12 protein-coding genes and 2 rRNA genes are annotated in these 17954 nt (G+C 57.5%); 7 read left to right on the forward strand and 7 right to left on the reverse strand.

The genetic code is table 11. The features are described from left to right. Positions 1–142: 142 nt before the first annotated feature. Positions 143–3100: ribosomal RNA gene (locus tag GBEM_RS04005) — 23S ribosomal RNA — on the forward strand. A gap of 135 nt (positions 3101–3235) precedes the next feature. Beyond that, positions 3236–3352, forward strand: a 5S ribosomal RNA gene (rrf, locus tag GBEM_RS04010). A 76-nt stretch (positions 3353–3428) separates the two neighbouring features. Here rrf and GBEM_RS04015 read toward each other — a convergent pair. Next, positions 3429–4952: a radical SAM/SPASM domain-containing protein gene (locus tag GBEM_RS04015; RefSeq protein WP_012529241.1), complete on the reverse strand. Its 1524-nt coding sequence runs from the start codon at positions 4950–4952 to the stop codon at positions 3429–3431. A gap of 364 nt (positions 4953–5316) precedes the next feature. On the opposite strand from GBEM_RS04015, the gene ung reads away from it, so the two are divergent. Further along, positions 5317–6012 (forward strand): uracil-DNA glycosylase, encoded by a 696-nt coding sequence (gene ung, locus GBEM_RS04020; RefSeq protein ID WP_012529242.1) that lies wholly within the window; start codon positions 5317–5319, stop codon positions 6010–6012. Between the two features lie 45 nt (positions 6013–6057). On the opposite strand, the gene GBEM_RS04025 is transcribed toward ung, so the two are convergent. Next, positions 6058–7656 (reverse strand): methyl-accepting chemotaxis protein, encoded by a 1599-nt coding sequence (locus GBEM_RS04025; protein ID WP_012529243.1) that lies wholly within the window; start codon positions 7654–7656, stop codon positions 6058–6060. 293 nt (positions 7657–7949) lie between these two features. On the opposite strand from GBEM_RS04025, the gene GBEM_RS04030 reads away from it, so the two are divergent. Continuing rightward, positions 7950–8255 (forward strand): hypothetical protein, encoded by a 306-nt coding sequence (locus GBEM_RS04030; protein WP_012529244.1) that lies wholly within the window; start codon positions 7950–7952, stop codon positions 8253–8255. 59 nt (positions 8256–8314) lie between these two features. Here the strand turns inward: GBEM_RS04030 and GBEM_RS04035 are convergent, their stop codons facing one another. From GBEM_RS04035 to GBEM_RS04045, 3 genes are read right to left on the reverse strand one after another with little or no spacing between them, the layout of a single operon-like run. Beyond that, positions 8315–10489: an ATP-binding protein gene (locus tag GBEM_RS04035; protein WP_012529245.1), complete on the reverse strand. Its 2175-nt coding sequence runs from the start codon at positions 10487–10489 to the stop codon at positions 8315–8317. After that, a complete protein-coding gene (locus GBEM_RS04040) occupies positions 10476–11351 on the reverse strand; it encodes an HDOD domain-containing protein (RefSeq protein ID WP_012529246.1) in 876 nt (291 codons plus the stop codon). The genes GBEM_RS04035 and GBEM_RS04040 overlap by 14 nt, the downstream gene beginning before the upstream one ends. Further along, positions 11341–11676, reverse strand: coding sequence for a hypothetical protein (locus tag GBEM_RS04045; protein ID WP_012529247.1), 336 nt, complete (start codon positions 11674–11676; stop codon positions 11341–11343). Before GBEM_RS04045 ends, GBEM_RS04040 begins: the two co-directional genes overlap by 11 nt. 225 nt (positions 11677–11901) lie before the next feature. Here GBEM_RS04045 and GBEM_RS04050 point away from each other — a divergent pair, with 225 nt between their 5' ends. The 3 genes from GBEM_RS04050 to GBEM_RS04060 all read left to right on the forward strand — a co-directional run bounded on the left by GBEM_RS04050 (position 11902) and on the right by GBEM_RS04060 (position 14533). Beyond that, positions 11902–12828: a DMT family transporter gene (locus GBEM_RS04050; RefSeq protein ID WP_012529248.1), complete on the forward strand. Its 927-nt coding sequence runs from the start codon at positions 11902–11904 to the stop codon at positions 12826–12828. A 92-nt stretch (positions 12829–12920) separates the two neighbouring features. Further along, positions 12921–13706 (forward strand): DNA-formamidopyrimidine glycosylase family protein, encoded by a 786-nt coding sequence (locus GBEM_RS04055; RefSeq protein ID WP_012529249.1) that lies wholly within the window; start codon positions 12921–12923, stop codon positions 13704–13706. Positions 13707–14011: 305 nt separating this feature from the next. After that, complete coding sequence (locus GBEM_RS04060; protein ID WP_012529250.1) at positions 14012–14533, forward strand: DUF4142 domain-containing protein; 522 nt, start codon at positions 14012–14014, stop codon at positions 14531–14533. 77 nt (positions 14534–14610) lie between these two features. On the opposite strand, the gene malQ is transcribed toward GBEM_RS04060, so the two are convergent. Both malQ and GBEM_RS04070 read right to left on the reverse strand, forming a co-directional pair. Then, positions 14611–16104, reverse strand: coding sequence for a 4-alpha-glucanotransferase (gene malQ, locus GBEM_RS04065; protein WP_012529251.1), 1494 nt, complete (start codon positions 16102–16104; stop codon positions 14611–14613). 91 nt (positions 16105–16195) lie between these two features. Next, positions 16196–17737 carry a hypothetical protein gene (locus GBEM_RS04070; protein WP_012529252.1) on the reverse strand — a complete coding sequence of 514 codons (1542 nt, stop codon included), beginning with the start codon at positions 17735–17737 and terminating at the stop codon, positions 16196–16198. Between the last annotated feature and the right edge of the window lie 217 nt (positions 17738–17954).

A 17954-nucleotide genomic window follows, 5' to 3' on the forward strand; every position in this document is an offset into this window, starting at 1 on the left:
GTGGGCATTAGATTTGTTCTTTGACAATTGCATATAGTGAATTTGTAGGTAACAACCGGGAGTTAGTTGTCAATTGACTTGTCAGTTGTCGATTGCTTCTGGGGTATGCATAGCAGCATTGATCGATTTACAGTTTTTTTATGGTCAAGCTACTAAGGGCGTACGGTGGATGCCTAGGCAGAGAGAGGCGATGAAGGACGTGGTAAGCTGCGATAAGCTTCGGTGAGCCGCTAAACAGGCTTTGACCCGGAGATTTCCGAATGGGGAAACCTACTGGAGGTAATGCTTCAGTAACGCATGGTGAATACATAGCCATGCGTGGCGAACGAGGGGAACTGAAACATCTAAGTACCCTCAGGAAAAGAAAACAATAGTGATTCCGTCAGTAGCGGCGAGCGAAAGCGGAACAGCCCAAACCTGTACCATTTCGATGGTGCGGGGGTTGTGGGGCCCCGACGTGGGATTGATGATTGGTAGGAGAACGGTCTGGAAAGGCCGGCCATAGTGGGTGATAGCCCCTTATCCGAAACCATGATTCACCCTAGGGTGTCCCCGAGTACCGCGAGGCACGTGAAACCTCGTGGGAATCCGGGAGGACCATCTCCCAAGGCTAAATACTACTCTCTGACCGATAGTGAACCAGTACCGTGAGGGAAAGGTGAAAAGTACTCCAATGAGGAGGGTGAAATAGAACCTGAAACCGTATGCCTACAAGCAGTGGGAGCACTATGGAGCAATCCAGTGTGACCGCGTGCCTTTTGCATAATGAGTCAGCGAGTTACCCTCAGCAGCGAGGTTAAGTTCATAGAACGGAGCCGCAGCGAAAGCGAGTCTTAATAGGGCGAATTAGTTGCTGGGGGTAGACCCGAAACCGGGTGATCTATCCATGTCCAGGGTGAAAGGAAGGTAACACTTCGTGGAGGCCCGAACCCACTGGCGTTGAAAAGCCAGGGGATGAGGTGTGGATAGGAGTGAAAGGCTAATCAAACTCGGAGATAGCTGGTTCTCCCCGAAATATATTTAGGTATAGCCTCGCAAAGTAAGTAACGGGGGTAGAGCACTGGATGGGCTAGGGGTCTTACCGGATTACCAAACCTAACCAAACTCCGAATACCGTTAACTGTTATTGCGGGAGTCAGACTGCGGGTGATAAGATCCGCGGTCGAAAGGGAAAGAGCCCAGACCGCCAGCTAAGGTCCCAAAATCTACGCTAAGTGGAAAACGATGTGGAAATGCCCAGACAACCAGGAGGTTGGCTTAGAAGCAGCCACCCTTTAAAGAAAGCGTAATAGCTCACTGGTCGAGTGGGTCTGCGCGGAAAATGTAACGGGGCTAAGCGTAGTACCGAAGCTGCGGATTGGATCCTTAAGGATCCAGTGGTAGGGGAGCATTGTGTAAGCCTGCGAAGGTCGACCGTGAGGACGGCTGGAGGTATCACAAGAGATTATGCTGACATGAGTAGCGAAAAACAAGGTGAGAAACCTTGTCACCGAAAACCCAAGGTTTCCTACGTAAAGGTAATCTGCGTAGGGTTAGTCGGTCCCTAAGGCGAGGCCGAAAGGCGTAGTTGATGGGAAACGGGTTAATATTCCCGTACCACCTGTTGTTGCGATGGGGGGACGGAGTAGGGTAGACGATCCAGGCGCTGGTAGTCCTGGTTTAAGGTCGTAGGCGGGAGAAGGAGGCAAATCCCTTTCTCCATTCAACGCTGAGAGCTGATGACGAGGGGGTATCCCCATAAAGTCGTTGATCCCATGCTTCCAAGAAAAGCCTCTAAGCTTCAGACAGCAGGTGACCGTACCGTAAACCGACTCAGGTGGGTGAGGATAAATGTCCTAAGGTGCTTGAGAGAACACTGGTTAAGGAACTCGGCAAAATGATACCGTAACTTCGGGAGAAGGTATGCCCTTTTGGGTGAAGAGACTTGCTCTCTTAGCTTGGGAGGGTCGCAGAGAAATGGCGGTAGCGACTGTTTACTAAAAACATAGGACTCTGCAAAGTCGCAAGACGACGTATAGGGTCTGACGCCTGCCCGGTGCCGGAAGGTTAAGGGGATTTGTTAGCCGCAAGGTGAAGCTTTGAACCGAAGCCCCGGTAAACGGCGGCCGTAACTATAACGGTCCTAAGGTAGCGAAATTCCTTGTCGGGTAAGTTCCGACCTGCACGAATGGCGTAACGATTTCCGCGCTGTCTCAACCAGTGGCTCAGCGAAATTGAATTCTCGGTGAAGATGCCGAGTACCCGCAGAAAGACGGAAAGACCCCGTGCACCTTTACTACAGTTTGACAGTGACATTCGAATAAGCTTGTGTAGGATAGGTGGGAGACTTTGAAGCTGGGACGCTAGTCTCGGTGGAGTCATCCTTGAAATACCACCCTGGTTTGTTTGGATGTCTAACCCAGGTCCGTCATCCGGATCGGGGACACTGTCTGATGGGTAGTTTGACTGGGGCGGTCGCCTCCCAAAGAGTAACGGAGGCGCGCGAAGGTTCCCTCAGGCTGATTGGAAACCAGCCGTAGAGTGTAAAGGCATAAGGGAGCTTGACTGCGAGACCAACAAGTCGAGCAGGTACGAAAGTAGGTCTTAGTGATCCGGCGGTTCTGTATGGAAGGGCCGTCGCTCAACGGATAAAAGGTACGCCGGGGATAACAGGCTGATCTCCCCCAAGAGTTCACATCGACGGGGAGGTTTGGCACCTCGATGTCGGCTCATCGCATCCTGGGGCTGAAGTAGGTCCCAAGGGTTTGGCTGTTCGCCAATTAAAGCGGTACGCGAGCTGGGTTTAAAACGTCGTGAGACAGTTTGGTCCCTATCTTCTGTGGGCGTAGGATACTTGAGAAGAGTTGACCTTAGTACGAGAGGACCGGGTTGAACGTACCTCTGGTGTTCCAGTTGTTCCGCCAGGAGCAGTCGCTGGGTAGCTATGTACGGAAAGGATAACCGCTGAAAGCATCTAAGCGGGAAGCCTCCTTCAAGATTAGGTATCCCTGGGAGCAATCCCCTAAAGGCCCGTTGTAGACCACAACGTTGATAGGCCGGGTGTGTAAGTGCAGTAATGCATTCAGCTGACCGGTACTAATCGGCCGTGAGGCTTGACCATAAAAAATTCTTAGAGAGGGGGGTGGGACTCCCACCCCCCGATCATAAACTGCTAGCAACCAAAACCTACAAATCACGAAGATGCAATTGTGGAGAAATATATTGCTAGAGCCGTAAAGGTTCGAGCTAAGAGTTTCTCTGTGGCTATGCCGAGAGGGTCACACCCGTTCCCATCCCGAACACGGAAGTTAAGCCTCTCTGGGCCGATGGTACTGCACTGGTAACGGTGTGGGAGAGTAGGTCGCCGCAGGGAATTTAATAAAAAAGCCCCGTCAGAATATCCTGACGGGGCTTTTTCGCGCCTGGGCTCGACCCTTTTCCCAATGCCGCTATGCCTGCCTCTGTGCCACCGGGCAGTTGGCAGCAGGCCCGAAGATGGTACCGAAGTTAAAATAGGAATCTCTGAAACAGTGCCCTGCCTTACTCTGGCACTCCTCAAGTTTGTCGCAGTCGTAACAAGCAGACCCCTTGAACTTCTCCCTGGAAGGATAGGCGAAGTTCAGCAGGCATTCACTATTCCACACTTCAAGCAGAGACTGGGTCGATACGTCCCCCACAAAGAATGACTCATCCTGTGGCACCGTATCACAAAGGACCACTTTCCCATCCGGAGTTACCGTCATACTGGTACGGCCGCCGGCACACTGCGTCCGACTTTTCCAGTAGCTGATCTTACCGGAACTTTCGTCGCCTATGTCCACTGATATCTCGATCGGCCCAGGTTTGAATACCGATGCCGATTCCATGCACTGTTCGGCGCCTGGCGCGGGACCAATACCGCTTGTGCTAAGGCTGATCTCCGGAAAGTCGGATCTTGCCTTTTGGCACTGTTGGGCAATTGAAAACTTGTCATGGCTGCTCAAAGATAAGTTGCCGTTATGTTTATGATAAACTTTCGCGTAGGCCGCGACTGTTATCTGCGTAACTCCCATCTCTACCAGCTGTTTGATCCATGGATATATTCGCGAGGCATTGACCGGCGTAGCCACGGCTTTGACTCGAAAGTTGAACCCTCGTGCTTTCAGATTCCTGATGCTTTGGACTGATTTGCTGACATGACCGCTTTTGTGAGCTGGTCCTTCGTCCGGCCCGTCGATGGTCAGCTGTATCTCGCGCAGATACTGATTGATGGGATTGGTCATTCCTACTTCTACCAACCGTTCCGCGATTTCTTCTGTGATGCAGCATTTAGTCGGAAGCTGGAACAGCATATCCTTTGCGATTAGCTCGCCGATCAGTGCTAAGGCTTCCTTTCTGTATAGCGGATCTCCCCCGGAAAGAGTCACCTGCTCTATACCCAGGGATTTGGCTTCCCCTATGATCTCCTTCCATCGCTTTGCAGGGAGCAATGTGTTCTCCGGCAGGTAGCGACGCTGCGCTTGACAATAGCTGCAGTTGGTCTCGCATTCGTTTGAGAACATCAGGTTCAACGACAGCGGTGCTGCCGGCCTTTTCTGCTCCTGCGGCCCCGACATGTTAGAGGCGAACCGCAACGGGTCCATTTTGACCGCGAAGGGCTCGAGTTCGGGTGTCATGTCAACTACGGCGTCACATTCCTTATTTGTGGCAAGGATCACTTTGGTAACGAATTCTTTTGCAGCTTCGAGATTCTCAAAACCTTGGGCGTACTGGACGATCAGGCACAGGTGCCTGAAGGCGAGCCGTCCGTCCATGAGGGAAAGCGTCGCTCCCACTAACGGTGAAACCAGGGAATAGTCGCTTTGTTCAGCTGCATATCTGCAGAGTAAAGTCCAGTCTCCGTTTCGTTTTAGCCGCCAGTAGGGCGATATCACCGGCGTTGAAGTGTCTGTGATCTCGACATCCTTGCCCAGCACGGAACATTGCAGTTGCATGTGGTTCCTCCTTGCCTGCTGCAGCATCTACTTTTCACTCTAGGCGAGCTGAAAAGGGTGGAATATGCGCACGAACGCACACCAGTCTATAACAAGGTTAAAAACTGTCAATGTTACAATTTGAAATAGGCTTCGTGGCGGTCACGCTTCACCTCACCCTTACCTTGAACGATCTGCACCAGATAATGCTGTAGCAGGCGGCGCGAGATATCTTGAAGCTTGTGGAGCAGTGTCATGGGGCCATGGGAAAAGCGCTGTCGCGATGCTCATTGCCTGCACTTTATGAGAAAGCTTGGCTGGTGCCGGTGGGGTGTGATAATTTCTTTCTGCGTGAGCAGCAATAAAAGGTGGCGGGGTATTGGATATGACAACGGAAAGACAGATTCAACTGGAAGCTGGCTGGAAATCGCACTTGCTGGAGGAGTTCCAGAAGCTTTACATGTCTGAGTTGAAGGAGTTCCTGCGCCTTGAGATAGCGCGCAAGAAGACCATCTATCCCAAGGGGAGCGAGTACTTCAACGCCTTCAACTCCACCTCCTTTGATAAAGTGAAGGTGGTGGTGCTCGGGCAAGATCCCTACCACGGGCCGGGCCAAGCCCACGGGCTTAGCTTCTCCGTTCCGCGCGGGGTAGATATTCCGCCTTCGCTGGTGAACATCTTCAAGGAGATCCAGACGGATCTCGGGCTTACGCAGGAGGACTTCAGGCACGGCTACCTGAAGTCCTGGGCGGACCAGGGCGTTCTTCTCTTGAACAGCGTGCTGACGGTCGAGGCTGGACGCGCCGCTTCCCATCAGGCGAAGGGGTGGGAAATCTTCACCGACCGCGCCGTCTCAATGCTCAACGAGAAGAAGGATCACCTCGTTTTCATGCTTTGGGGAGCCTACGCCCAGAGAAAAGGGGGCGTAATCGACGAGAAGAGGCACCTGGTACTGAGGGCGCCGCATCCGTCGCCCCTGTCCGCTCACCGCGGTTTCCTCGGTTGCCGGCACTTCTCCCAGGCCAACGCCTACCTGGCACGGCACGGAAGGGATCCTATAGATTGGCGTCTCCCCGACTAGTAGCGGCTGCGCGCCGTCTCCCCCCGCCAGGAAGGGGAGGGCGGCTTAATACCTGAATCTGCAGATCTGCAGCCTCAGACTCTCCGAGAGCCGGTTCAACTCGTCCGCAGTCGACATGGATGCACGGTTTTCCCTGGCTGCGCCCTGAATGATCCCGGTAATCTGGTGCACGTTATTGCTGATCTCGCGGCTCGTCGCGCTCTGCTCTTCGGCAGCCGTTGCTATCTGCCCTATCTGCAGCGTCACCTCGTTTACCTGTTTCAGAATTTCCCCCAGGCTCTCCCCTGACTTGACAGAGTCTTCGGCCCCCTTTGCAGCTTCCCGTGCGCTTTCGTGCATTACTTGCACTGCCCGGGCGGTCTCTTCTTGAATCGACCTTATGTTGACCTCGATCTCCTTGGTGGCGCTGGTGGTCCTTTCGGCTAAGCGGCGCACCTCGTCTGCCACGACCGCAAAGCCGCGCCCCTGCTCACCGGCGCGAGCCGCCTCTATCGCCGCGTTCAAGGCCAGCAGATTGGTCTGGTCCGCGATGTCCTGGATGGTGCCGATGATGTCGCCGATTTGTTCCGACTTTACCCCCAGATTGCCGACGCTCTCAGAGGTGGCTCGCACCTTCTCGTTGATGAGCTTCATCCCTTCGATGGTGCGCTCGACGTCGGCGGAGCCATAGCGCGCCATCTCGCAGGCTCGCTGGGCGCTGTCGACCGCGCTCAGGCAGTTCTTGGAGATGTCCGCGGAAGTGGCAGCCATCTCCTCGCCGGCGGTCGATACGGTTTCTGTCTGCACGGCTACTGCCTCGGTGGTGTCGGCAAGCCTCTCTGTGCTGGAGTGCAACTCGGAACTCGCGCTCGCCACGGAGTTAGCGTTGTCGGCCACCGTCTGCACAATGGTGTGGACCCGGTCGATGAACCGGTTGAAATAGCGGCTGGCGGCACCTATCTCATCGTCGGATTCGTTAAGGCGATGGGTGAGGTCACCGTCCCCTTCCGCTACATTCTGCAGAGTCCGGATCAGCTCTCGCAGCGGCATCAGCGCCTTGTGCAGAGCCAGGTAGCCCGCCAGCGCCAGGGTTCCGCCGAGCAGTGCGGACAGCGCGAGGATCAGGTATTTCAGTTTCTCGAATACCGCCAGGTACTCGGACTTTTTCTCGCCGACGAAAAGAGCGCCAATCACCTTGCCGTTGCCGTCTTTAAGGGGGAGATAGGAGGCAAAATGCGGAACCCCCAGAATGCTTGCCTCCCCCTGGTAGGGAACCGCCCGATCGACGACCGCCTCGCGCGCGGGTCCCTGAAGCTTGGTGCCGACCGCTCGCGAGCCGTCCTCCTTCTTGATCGTTGTCGCGACTCGGACGTCGTCCCTGAAGATGGTCGCCTCCCCCCCGAAGATCTCTTTCATCCTGTCGGTCAGGGCGTTGTCGCCGTCCAACGTCACACCGTTGGCCTGTAGCTTGCCGTCCACCAACACTATGCTGCCATCGCTTTTGCCGATAAGTTCGCGGAAAGCCTTGATCCGCGAGCCGAGTGAAACGTTGACCTGGCGCGTGATCTCCTTCTTGGTGACGTAGAGCGAAATAGCCGAAGTGGTAATGGTCGCGATGAGCACCATGCCCACGTTGCTGATCAGAATCTTCTTGCTTATGTTCATGCTGGTCCCTTTGTTGCGCGTGTTTGGGGTGGTGACAACGGAAGCTTCGAAAAGACCTATCGGGGTTAGCGGAGCAATCTTTAGAAAAAGTATACGGGTCGATGTATACACAATCACTGCATTCTTCAGCGGAGAGGTGAAGTGGTAAGACCGCGCCCAAGGTCGGACTTCCTCTCTCTGAAGCAGTAAGAAGGATTACTGTCATAGCCGATAAAGAAAATCACTTGCAGTTGTCTCAAGCGATTAGCTATACTCTTAGAAAAAGGAGCCGCACTTACAAGAGGAGGTTGGCCATGAAAGCTTTAGCTACTAAATTGGCCGTGTTTACGGCCGTTACTCTCATATCGGCACTCCCGGTACTTGCCGGTGAAAATGGTATGGGGATGAGTTCAGGAGACAACTATCAGAAGGATGAATGCCTGCTGGTGGCCCAGACATGCCGTGACAGCGTTGACACAATTCAACAGAGGATAGACAGGCTCAGCAAAGAGATCGGCAAGGGGACCAGTGTCTACAACGGGGACGAGCTGAAGCGTCTAAATTCCCAGCTGCAAGACGCAACGCGTACGCTGGAGATGCTGATCAGTAACGGCGCCTGAAAGAGAGTGCCGGAAGTTGCATGACAAGAGATGGGGGCCGCCGGCCTCCATCTCTTTTTTTATGAAGTAGGGGGGATTACGGCGCTGTCTGCGCTTTCGGACTTGAAGGCGGAAAAGGCCTGCTGCAACTGAAGGAAAAGGGCTTCGAGAGGCTCAGCATCCTCTGTCTTGGCTGCGGACTCCATCCTTGCGGCGAGTTCACGCATCAGGGGCGCCCCCATATTGGCGGATGTTCCGGCTATGGTGTGGGCACGGTAATAGACTGCCGCAAGATCCCGGTCCGAGACAGCCTCCTTCAGTTGATCCAGGTGCTCGGTTACCGCCGTGATGAATTTCACCACGAACATCCCCACCACTTTCTCTTCCCCCCCCAGGCGCTCCAGGAGGTCGGCCCGATCAAAGGCCGGGAGAGGTGCTGCTTCTGGCACCGGGGAGGGAGTGGCGGCGGACCCGGTGGGGTGGAGAGCGTCGGAGGTGGCCACCTTCCGGATCATGGAGGCGATTTCCCGCTCCCGCACCGGCTTCGACAGATAGCTGTCCATGCCGGCATCGTTACAGATGGTGATGTCCTCCTTCATCGCATTGGCGGTCATAGCGCAGATGTGGACCCGCCACCCGGTCCCTTGCTCTCGGCTCCTGATGATCCGGGTCGCTTCCAGCCCGTCCATGACCGGCATCTGCACATCCATAAAGATGAGGTCGAACTTCTCCCGTTCCCACTTTTCCACGGCCTCTTGTCCGTTTTGCGCGGTGGAGATCCGGTGGTTTCCTGTTTTGGCGATGAGCTTTGCGGAGATCAGTTGGTTGATCGGCACGTCGTCCACCACGAGGATCTTCAACTCACGTTCGACCCTAGCGCCCGGCGCTTCGCCCTCTTCCTCGGCGGGACGCTCGCCGGCTTTCGGCTGGCTCAACTCGATACAGAAGCTGAAAACGCTCCCTTTTCCCAGCGCGCTTTGCACGCTGAGTTCCCCCCCCATCAGTTCGACCAGGCTTTTGCTGATGGAAAGCCCCAACCCGGTCCCGCCGTAGAGGCGGGTGGTGGAGCTGTCGGCCTGGGAGAATTTCTCGAAGATGACTTCTATCGCTTCCGGGGCTATGCCGATACCTGTGTCGGCGACGGAGAACTTCAATCCGACGCCGTTCTCTCCGCTCCCCGTCAAGGCGGCAGTCAGGGTGATGCTCCCCTTCTGGGTGAATTTGAGCGCATTTCCCAGGAGGTTCCCAAGTATCTGCCGGAGTCGAACCGGATCCCCCAGCACCAGTTCAGGAAGCCCCGGGTACGCCTCCAACCGGACCCGGACTCCTTTTTCCTGGCCGCGGAGCACGAACGGCTGCAGCGAGCGGTCCAGGAAACGCCTCAGGTCGAAGACGATAGCCTCCAGCGTTATCATGCCGGCTTCAACCTTGGAGACGTCGAGGATCTCGTTGATGATGGTGAGGAGGTTTTCGGCGCAATCGGAAAGCGACTCCATGTAGCCTTGCTGCACCTTGTCAAGCGGTGTCTCCATCAGCAGCTTGGCAAGGCCGATCACCCCGTTCATCGGCGTCCTGATCTCGTGGCTCATGTTGGCCAAAAAGACGCTCTTTGCCGCGGTGGCGGCCTCGGCCTTGACCAGCGCTTCTTCAAGTTCGGTAGTGCGCTGGGCGACCTTCATTTCCAGATTCTGCATGTGTTCCTGCAGCATGTCGTAGAGCTCGGAGTTCTCCACCGCATATGCCGTGTTGATCAGTATGCTGCTCAGGGCGTTGAGGGTGGAGACCTCGGCGCTTAGGTGGCTGCCGGGAAGGATCCCCACGAACATCCCCCTGATGCGGCTGTTGGTGGCGAGAACGTGCAGCACGAGCGTGTCGGTGCCGGTGAGCGTCGGCACCACTACAGGGTGGTTCTGGTTGACGGCCCAGGCGAAGGTGCCGTCCTGCACCCGCGCGTCGACCTCGTTCATGACCTCGCCACAAGAGAATTCGGGGTCGCAGACGGTGAGGCTGAAGGAAGCGTCCGCTTCGATGCCGAGCATGCCGAGAGCGGTGAAAGGTATCAGCCGCTTCAACTGGCCGAAGACCGCCTTGATCACGAAGGAGGGTTCCTTCTGCCGGTAGATGTCCGACTGAAAGTCGCTGCATGCGGTGAGCACGTCGAGCGTCTTCAGGTAGTTCAGGTTGGTTTCCTCGAGGAAGTTCACCCTCTCCTGAAGCTTACGGACCTGCGTCTGTGCGCTCTCATTGCGATCCATCTTCACTCCCGAACAGTACCGATACGGTCTGTTCATAGGTGCTGTCCACCTGTTTCACCAGTGTGGGAAGGAAGTAGCAGGAGATCTGCAGCCGGTCCCACACCCCCTTGTCCAGTTCGGGCACGAAGATCTCGCCGCTGTTGCCGAGCTGCAGCGCGTGGGCGATGATGTCGGCTATGTGGAGTATGGAGCTTTCGCGCGGGTATTGATCGCCCAGGCGGCAGTCGTGATGGGCGCCCACTGGTTCGGCCACCCGGGGGGGGATCTTCCATTTTTTCAGCAGAGCCCCCCCGACGTCGGCGTGGTCGAAGCCGAACTTCTCGCGTTCCGCGCGGTGCAAGAGGGTGTCCGTCGCCCGGCACTGTTCCAAAAGCTCCAGGCAGATCCCCGGCACCCGGACGTACATCACCAGTCGGCCGATATCGTGGAGGATGCCGGCGACGAAGAAGCGCTCGAGGTTCGCCTCGCGCTGGCTGGTGGCAAGAATCCGCGCCGCGAGCCCGGTGGCGATGCTGTGCTTCCAGAACTGCTCCATGTTGACCAGGTCCTCGGGGATCCCCTTGAAGACGTCCATGACTGAGAGGGCCAGCGCCAAGTCGCGCACCTGGAGCACCCCGATGATGGTCACGGCCTGGGTGATAGTGTCGATCTTCGAGAAGTAGCCGAACAGGGGGCTGTTGGCGAGCTTGAGGATCCTGGCGGTAAGCCCCTGGTCCTCGGAGATGATCTTGGCGATGTCCCCGATGGAACTGCGGGGGTGGTCGATCGCCTCCGATAGTTGCGAGTAAAACATCGGAAGGGAATGTATGGTGGAGACGTCCTCCACCATGTGCTCCACCGAAGAATGCGGCTTACGGTGCACGGGTGGCCCTCCTTTCGGTGCAAAGACGTAGCAGCTCCTTCACCGCGGGATGCTCCGGGTCGTTGTGTACGAACAGCCTCTCCACCTCGGCTCGCGCCTGGCGTAAAAGCTCGGGGTCCACCTCCTCGTGCTGAGGCGCCTCGGCGTCCTCGGCGATACCTTCGCCTACGATCTCGACCTCGAGCACCCCCCACATCCTGAAGATCGAGAAATGCTTCTCGGTAAGCTCCGCTCCGGTCGGAAGCAGCATCCTGCCGCTGCGGTCGCAGACGTTGCGGCTTAAAACCATACCGGGGGCCAGGTTGTCGATGTGGACAACTGCCAAGAAGACCTCCTTTGTTGCACCTGCTTGCAGTGGGCCGCGTCCTCATGAATTTAGCTGCTACTTGCGTATCGGTGCTTGTTGCGGTTTCTTTAGCCCCTGGACCGCATCCGGCAGGAAGATGGCAAAAAAGCGGTCCGGCGCCGCCCCCCATGGACCCGGCAGGAACCAGTGGGATAGGGGCGCTATGGGGTTGACATGAACCCCAACCCTGGTCTTTAATAGGCGATGTCCAAACTCACTCATGAAGATCCTCGTTCCTCGAAAGCCACCTTCTGGCTGATACTGACCACCTTCTTCTGGGGGGGCAGTTTCATCTTCAACAAGATCGGTTTCCGGGAGATCCCGCCGGTCACCTTTTTGTTCTTCCGCTTCGCCCTGGCCACGCTGCTTATGGCGGCGATCTGCCTGCCGCGCCTGAAGCGCTTCAACCGGAATGTTCTGAGAAAGGGTCTTATCGTCGGAGCCGCTCTTGCCGCCACCAACCTCTCCTTCGTCCTCGGGGTGAGCGGGACCAGCGTCTCTCGCGCCGGATTCCTTAACAACCTGTTCGTGCTCATCATTCCCTTGCTTTGCTTCGCCTTCTGGCGCGAGCGCTTCGACCGCTGGACCGCGACCGGGCTCTTTCTGGCCCTCGCCGGCCTGTGGCAGCTGGCCCAGGGCGGGGTGGAAGGGTTCAACAAGGGGGATCTGCTCTCCACCCTGTGCGCGCTCTTCATCGCCCTGCACATCATTTCGGTGTCGAAGCTTTTGCGGGACGAAGACGTCTACCTGTTGAGCCTGGTGCAATTCGCCACGGTTACGGCGGTAGGGGGCCTGCTGTTCCTGGTGCTCCCGGCGCCTCCTTTTGCCATCGGCCCGGTCTCGGGCGGGTCGCTCCTTTACTGCGCCATCTTCCCGACCGTGATCTGTTTCACCCTGCAAAACACCTATCAGCGCTACACCACCCCCACCAAGGCTGGGCTCATCTACACCATGGACCCGGTCTGGAGCATGCTGGGGGGGACGCTGATCCTGGGGGAGCGGCTGACCGCGGGGGAGTCGCTCGGCTGTTCCCTCATCTTTGCCTCCGTCGTCCTTCCCCTTTCGATCAAGCGCCTGCGTGAGCGGCACCTGGGGATCGACTACCGCGCCGAGGGCGCAGCTGCTGAGTAGGCAGTATGCGCCGCAGGTCGCTTTGATTGACTTCACTACATTCTCGGATACGCTCGCGCAGGTATTTCATCGCGACTTTATAAGGAGGGGGCATGCCCGAACTGCCGGATCTCACCATATACGCGGAGAACCTGGCCAGGAAGCTGACCGGGAAGAAGATAGCGACAGTTTCCTTCCATGACAGGGGACGTCTGAACGTAGCTCCCGATGAACTATCCGCCGCGCTCATAGGTGCAAAGGTCACCGCCGTGCGCAGGACCGGAAAGCAGGTTTCTTTCCAGGCCGACAACGGCGCCATGTTGCGGGTTCACCTCATGCTGACCGGCGGCTTCGTGCTGACCAGCACCGAGCATCTGGACCGTCTGGAGGCGCCGGTGGTGACTGTCACCTTCAACGACGGTTCCGCGCTCGCGGTTTCGGATCCCAAGGGGTGGGCGACGCTCACCTTGAACCCGCAGCCGGAGCGGGAGGCGCCGGACGCCTTGGAGCTAAGCGCCGATCAGTTGCAGCAGCTGTGCGCGAAGCAGCCGAAGGCGCTGATCAAGGCGCTGCTCCTGGACCAGGCGCTCATCGGCGGCATCGGCAACGCCTACGCCGACGAAATCCTGTGGGAGGCGCGCATCTCCCCCAAATCGGTGGCGGGAAAGCTTCCCCCCGAGGCGGTCTCGGCGCTGGCGCGGGCCATTCCCGCCGTTCTCAAGGACGCCATATCGGAACTCCGCAAACGCCACCCGGACATGGTCGCCGGCGAGTACCGCGAGTTTCTCAAGGTGCACCGCCCCGGCCTGAAGCAATCCCCCACCGGCGCGCCCGTCATCAAGGAGAACATCTCCTCCAAGCAGACCTACTACACCGACGAACAGCAGCTCTACAAATAAGAACCCAAGGGGGCGCGGGGGGATCCCCGCCGCCCCCGAACGCAGCATAGCCGCCCCTTTATCCTCTTTTGCCCGCCGCCTAGCTCAGCTAATCCCTTCCCGTATTCCTTCGCCTGCGCCTGCCGGACCGATCCTCTCGCTCTTTGCCGGAGCAGAACTTTCGCGGCTGTTTTTCGTGATGGATTGGATTCAACTTTCCGGACCCTCTGCGTTGACAACAAGAGAAAGCCGGATACTTTTAGACAGTTGGTTTTTGCTAATGTTGCATCAAAGCCACCGGCTACGGCCAAAAGGGGAGAAAAAACATGAAAAAGTTTCTGTGGATGGCGGTCGTTTCTCTGTTTGCGTTGAGCATGGCGATCCCCGCACTCGCGGCGGAGAAGATGTCGAGGCACGACAAGGCGTTCGTGAAGGAAGCTGCCAGCGGCGGGATGATGGAGGTCGAGGCGGGACGTCTGGCCCAGCAGAAGGGAGCCTCACAGGAGATCAAGGACTTCGGGCAGATGATGGTCACCGACCATGGCAAGGCCAATGATGAATTGGATAGCATCATCTCCAAGAAGCAACTGAAAAAGCCGGCCAAGATGGAGGCCAAGCATAAGAAGATGGTTGACCAGCTAAATGCATTGTCCGGCGCCGAGTTCGACAAGAAATACGCCAAGGAAATGGTCAAGGACCATGAGAAGGACGTGGCGACGTTCAAAAAGGCGAGCACAAAGGTGAAGGATCCCGAACTGAAGGGGTGGGTGGACAAGACCTTGCCGGTTCTCGAACAGCACCTGCAGCACGCAAAGGACATGGCCAAGAAGCTCGGGGTCGAGAAATAACGGCGCCTCCAGCATCTGCAAGAACAGCGATGGGGCTTCGGGAAAACCCGAAGCCCCATTTTTGCGCCCGGCGATTATCAATCCTGCGCCCGTCCGTAGCAGATCGTCATCTCGGCGAGACGGGAAGCGACCTCTCCAAGATCGCCTGGCGGGACCCTCCACTCCCAATTCCCTTCCGCTTTCCCTGGTTTGTTCATCCTCGATTCCTCGCCCGCCCCTAAGACGTCCTGCATCTGAATCACCGCCGTATGCGCTACCGACATCAGCGCCAGCCGGATCAGTTCCCAGTTCACTCCGTTCTCAGCCCGCCGCCCCAGATAGCGGAAGAGTTCTTGCCGCTCCTTATCGTCGGCGCCATGGTACCACCCCGTGACGGTGGCGGTGTCGTGGGTGCCGGTGTAGGCCACGCTGTTGCGGGGGTGGAGGTGCGGCAGGTAGCTCTTTTCATGCGCCTCCTTCTGGAACCCCAAGAGGAGCACCTTCATCCCGGGGATAGCGTACCGTGCCATGGTCTCCCTGACCTCGGCGCCGATGGTCCCCAGGTCCTCGGCGATCACCGGGAAGAGGGGATAGTGCTGCAGCATTGCGTTGAAGAATTCCTGCGTCGGGGTTTGCTGCCAGCTACCCCTGAGCCCGTTTTGCTCCCCTGCCGGGACCTCCCAATAGGAGATCAGGCCGCGGAAATGGTCGATCCTCACAAAGTCGTACTGCCTGAACAGGTAGTGAAAGCGCCTGATCCACCAGTTGAAACCGTTACGCTTCAGCCCGTCCCAGTCGTATACCGCGCAGTTGAAGAGCTGCCCTTCGGCGCTGAAGGCATCGGGGGGGCTCCCGGCGAGGACGTAAGGCTTTTTCCGCTCATCGACCTTGAACAGTTCCGGATTGGTCCAGATGTCCACGGCATCGTAGTTCATGAACATGGGGAAGTCGCCGATGATCCGGATCCCCTTGCCGTTGCAGTAGTTCTTCAGCAGGTGCCACTGCTTGAAGAAGAGGTACTGCAGGAATTTCTCCAGCTCTACCTCGTCCCAGAACTCTTCACGCAGCAGCTGCACCTTCTCGCTGTTGCGGTTGATGAGTTCCTGCGGCCATTCGGTCAGCGGGGCATTGCCGAGATGATTGCTGAGCGCGGTAAAGAGGGCATGGTCCTCAAGCCACATCGAGTTGCCCCGGCAGAACCTGGCGTAGTCCTCCGGTACGCCTCCCTTCTGGAAGCGGGTGTGCGCCCGCTGGAAAAGCTGCCGCTTGAAACGCGAAGCGGCCTGGTAATCCACTCGGTGTTCCGGGAAGCGGGGACGGTCCTCCACCTCCTGCTGCGTCAGGAGCCCCTCCGCCGCCAGCAACTCAGGGCTGATTAGGGCGGTATTCCCGGCGCAGGAGGAGAGGGAGCTGAAGGGGGAGTCGAAATACCTCTTGTTGGTGGGGTTGAGCGGCAGGATCTGCCAGTAGCTCTGTTTTGCCTCGCACAGGAAATCGGCGAACCCGTAGGCGCCGGCGCCAAAGTCTCCTATGCCGAATGGGGAGGGGAGGGAAGTGATGTGACAGAGAATCCCGCTACCGCGCTTTTTCATAAATCCTCCCGTAGAAAAGCCCCACCTGCGTGGAACAGGTGAGGCTTTGTGGATGATTCCGGCGTCACTGACGGTGCTCCCTAACCGGAGGCTAGAGCACCCGCAGGAAGGCGACCAGATTCGTCTCCTCCTCAGCGGAAAGCTTGAGCCCGAGCACCAGGTTGAAGAACTTCACCGTGTCCTCCAGGGTGAAGCAACGACCGTCATGCATGTACGGCGGGCTTTCCTTGATCCCCCTCAGGGTGAAGGTTTTGATGGGGCCATCGCCCGGCTCGCGGGTGAAGCGCTCCATCTGCAGGTCGTGCATCTGGTGGTCCAGGTAGAACGGGGCAGGGTGGCAAGTGCCGCATCTACCCTTCCCGAAGAAGATCTTCTGGCCGGCTATTTCCGCCGGTGTAGCTTTCATGGGGGCCAGATAACCGGCAGGGTCGAGCTTGGGTGCTGGAGGTACGTCGAACATGTTCTGCATCTGGGCCATGTGGCTGACCTGGACTCGGCTCAGGATGTTCATCCCTTTTTTGGCGGCGTGGATTTCGTCGCCGTTGAAGTAGGCGGTGCGCTGCTCGAATTCGGTAAAATCCTCGACCGAGCGCAGGCTGCGCTTGGACGAGTGGATCTGCTGGTTGAAGAGCCCCCTGAGGCTAACCGTGTCGAGCCGGAAGCGGCGCTCCTGGGGACGGATGTCGGGGCTCAGGTGGAACTGGGCGGTGGTGTGCCCGTTGACGTGGCAGTCGAGGCAGGCGACCCCGAGGCTGGCCTGGGGGGATTTGCGGTCGTCGGTGGGGTTGAACTCCTCCTGCGGGAAGGGGGTCACCAGCATCCGCAAGCCGTCCAACTGCACCGGGGTGAGAAGGTCCTTGAAGAGGCGGTAGAAGTTGTTTATGCTGACCACCTCGCCGCGGGAGACGTCACCCAGTTCCGGGCGGTTCTGCAGGAAGATGGCGGGTGGGAACTCGGGGAGGAAGGCATCGGGTATGTCGAAATCTACATCGAAGCGCTGCAGCCTCGGGAACATGTCGATCTGGATCTGGGGGAAGACCTGCCCGCCATTGACCTGCTTGGGATGAGGCAGCGGCGGGTAAGGAAAGAGGTTGCCGGATCTGATCTGCTCGGGGGACATCGCCGACAACTTCTCCCAGTTAGTTCCTTGGGCAAGCAGCGCAGTCGGACCCACCGCAATGTGCTTGCCGCGCGACATCTTCACGTCAGAAGAGAGGTTCGGCTTCAGGTTGTACCTCATTTCCAGAAGGTGCCTCTGAGTCGCCATCACCTTAGGCTTATCGGCCACATCCTTCTGGTACACCTCCTGGAAGGTGGTCATCGGCTTCTTGGCATCGAGGGGGTCACGGTAGAAGTCGAAACCGAGAATCTTCCCCTCGTCGGGCTGGTTCTTGAAGGCTGTCGAGGCTGGTTCCGCCTTCGTTGCCATGAACAGATCCGAGTTGTCGTGCTGGCCCTTTTGCTGCTCGGGGCGGGTTCTTGCCACCTCCCTGGGCGTCTGCGCATCCTGGACCGCGTCGTAGGGCGCCTTCCTGGCGTTCTCTCCCTGGGGCTGTGTCCAGGATCTCGTCGCCGGAATGATCAGGGCTGCTGCAAGAAAGAGTGACGAAACGAGCGCGGCGTCTTTTCTCATGTTTAGCTCCCTTTTATTGGTTGTAATATTTGAACCAGCTAATTTTTGCACAGCTCCTTTGGAAGTCAACGCCAAGTCGATGAGGGCGAGTCCACAGCCTCACTACTTGCAGTGAGGGGCGAAGCTCGCGCGGTACCGCTCCAGAGGCGGTTGAGCAGGTTTGTTAGTTTTTGCAGATGTTGCCGGCAAGTTGTATACTGGACTGGTCAAAGTCCCG

Source organism: Citrifermentans bemidjiense Bem (assembly GCF_000020725.1).
GTDB lineage: Bacteria > Desulfobacterota > Desulfuromonadia > Geobacterales > Geobacteraceae > Geomonas > Geomonas bemidjiensis.

Excerpts from the sequence above, each read along its gene's own strand:
- GBEM_RS04060 (WP_012529250.1), top strand. The coding sequence starts at position 14,012 with ATGAAAAAGTTTCTGTGGATGGCGGTCGTTTCTCTGTTTGCGTTGAGC.
- GBEM_RS04035 (WP_012529245.1), bottom strand. The coding sequence starts at position 10,489 with ATGGATCGCAATGAGAGCGCACAGACGCAGGTCCGTAAGCTTCAGGAG.
- GBEM_RS04070 (WP_012529252.1), bottom strand. The coding sequence starts at position 17,737 with ATGAGAAAAGACGCCGCGCTCGTTTCGTCACTCTTTCTTGCAGCAGCC.
- ung (WP_012529242.1), top strand. The coding sequence starts at position 5,317 with ATGACAACGGAAAGACAGATTCAACTGGAAGCTGGCTGGAAATCGCAC.
- GBEM_RS04025 (WP_012529243.1), bottom strand. The coding sequence starts at position 7,656 with ATGAACATAAGCAAGAAGATTCTGATCAGCAACGTGGGCATGGTGCTC.
- GBEM_RS04055 (WP_012529249.1), top strand. The coding sequence starts at position 12,921 with ATGCCCGAACTGCCGGATCTCACCATATACGCGGAGAACCTGGCCAGG.
- GBEM_RS04030 (WP_012529244.1), top strand. The coding sequence starts at position 7,950 with ATGAAAGCTTTAGCTACTAAATTGGCCGTGTTTACGGCCGTTACTCTC.
- GBEM_RS04015 (WP_012529241.1), bottom strand. The coding sequence starts at position 4,952 with ATGCAACTGCAATGTTCCGTGCTGGGCAAGGATGTCGAGATCACAGAC.
- malQ (WP_012529251.1), bottom strand. The coding sequence starts at position 16,104 with ATGAAAAAGCGCGGTAGCGGGATTCTCTGTCACATCACTTCCCTCCCC.
- GBEM_RS04050 (WP_012529248.1), top strand. The coding sequence starts at position 11,902 with ATGTCCAAACTCACTCATGAAGATCCTCGTTCCTCGAAAGCCACCTTC.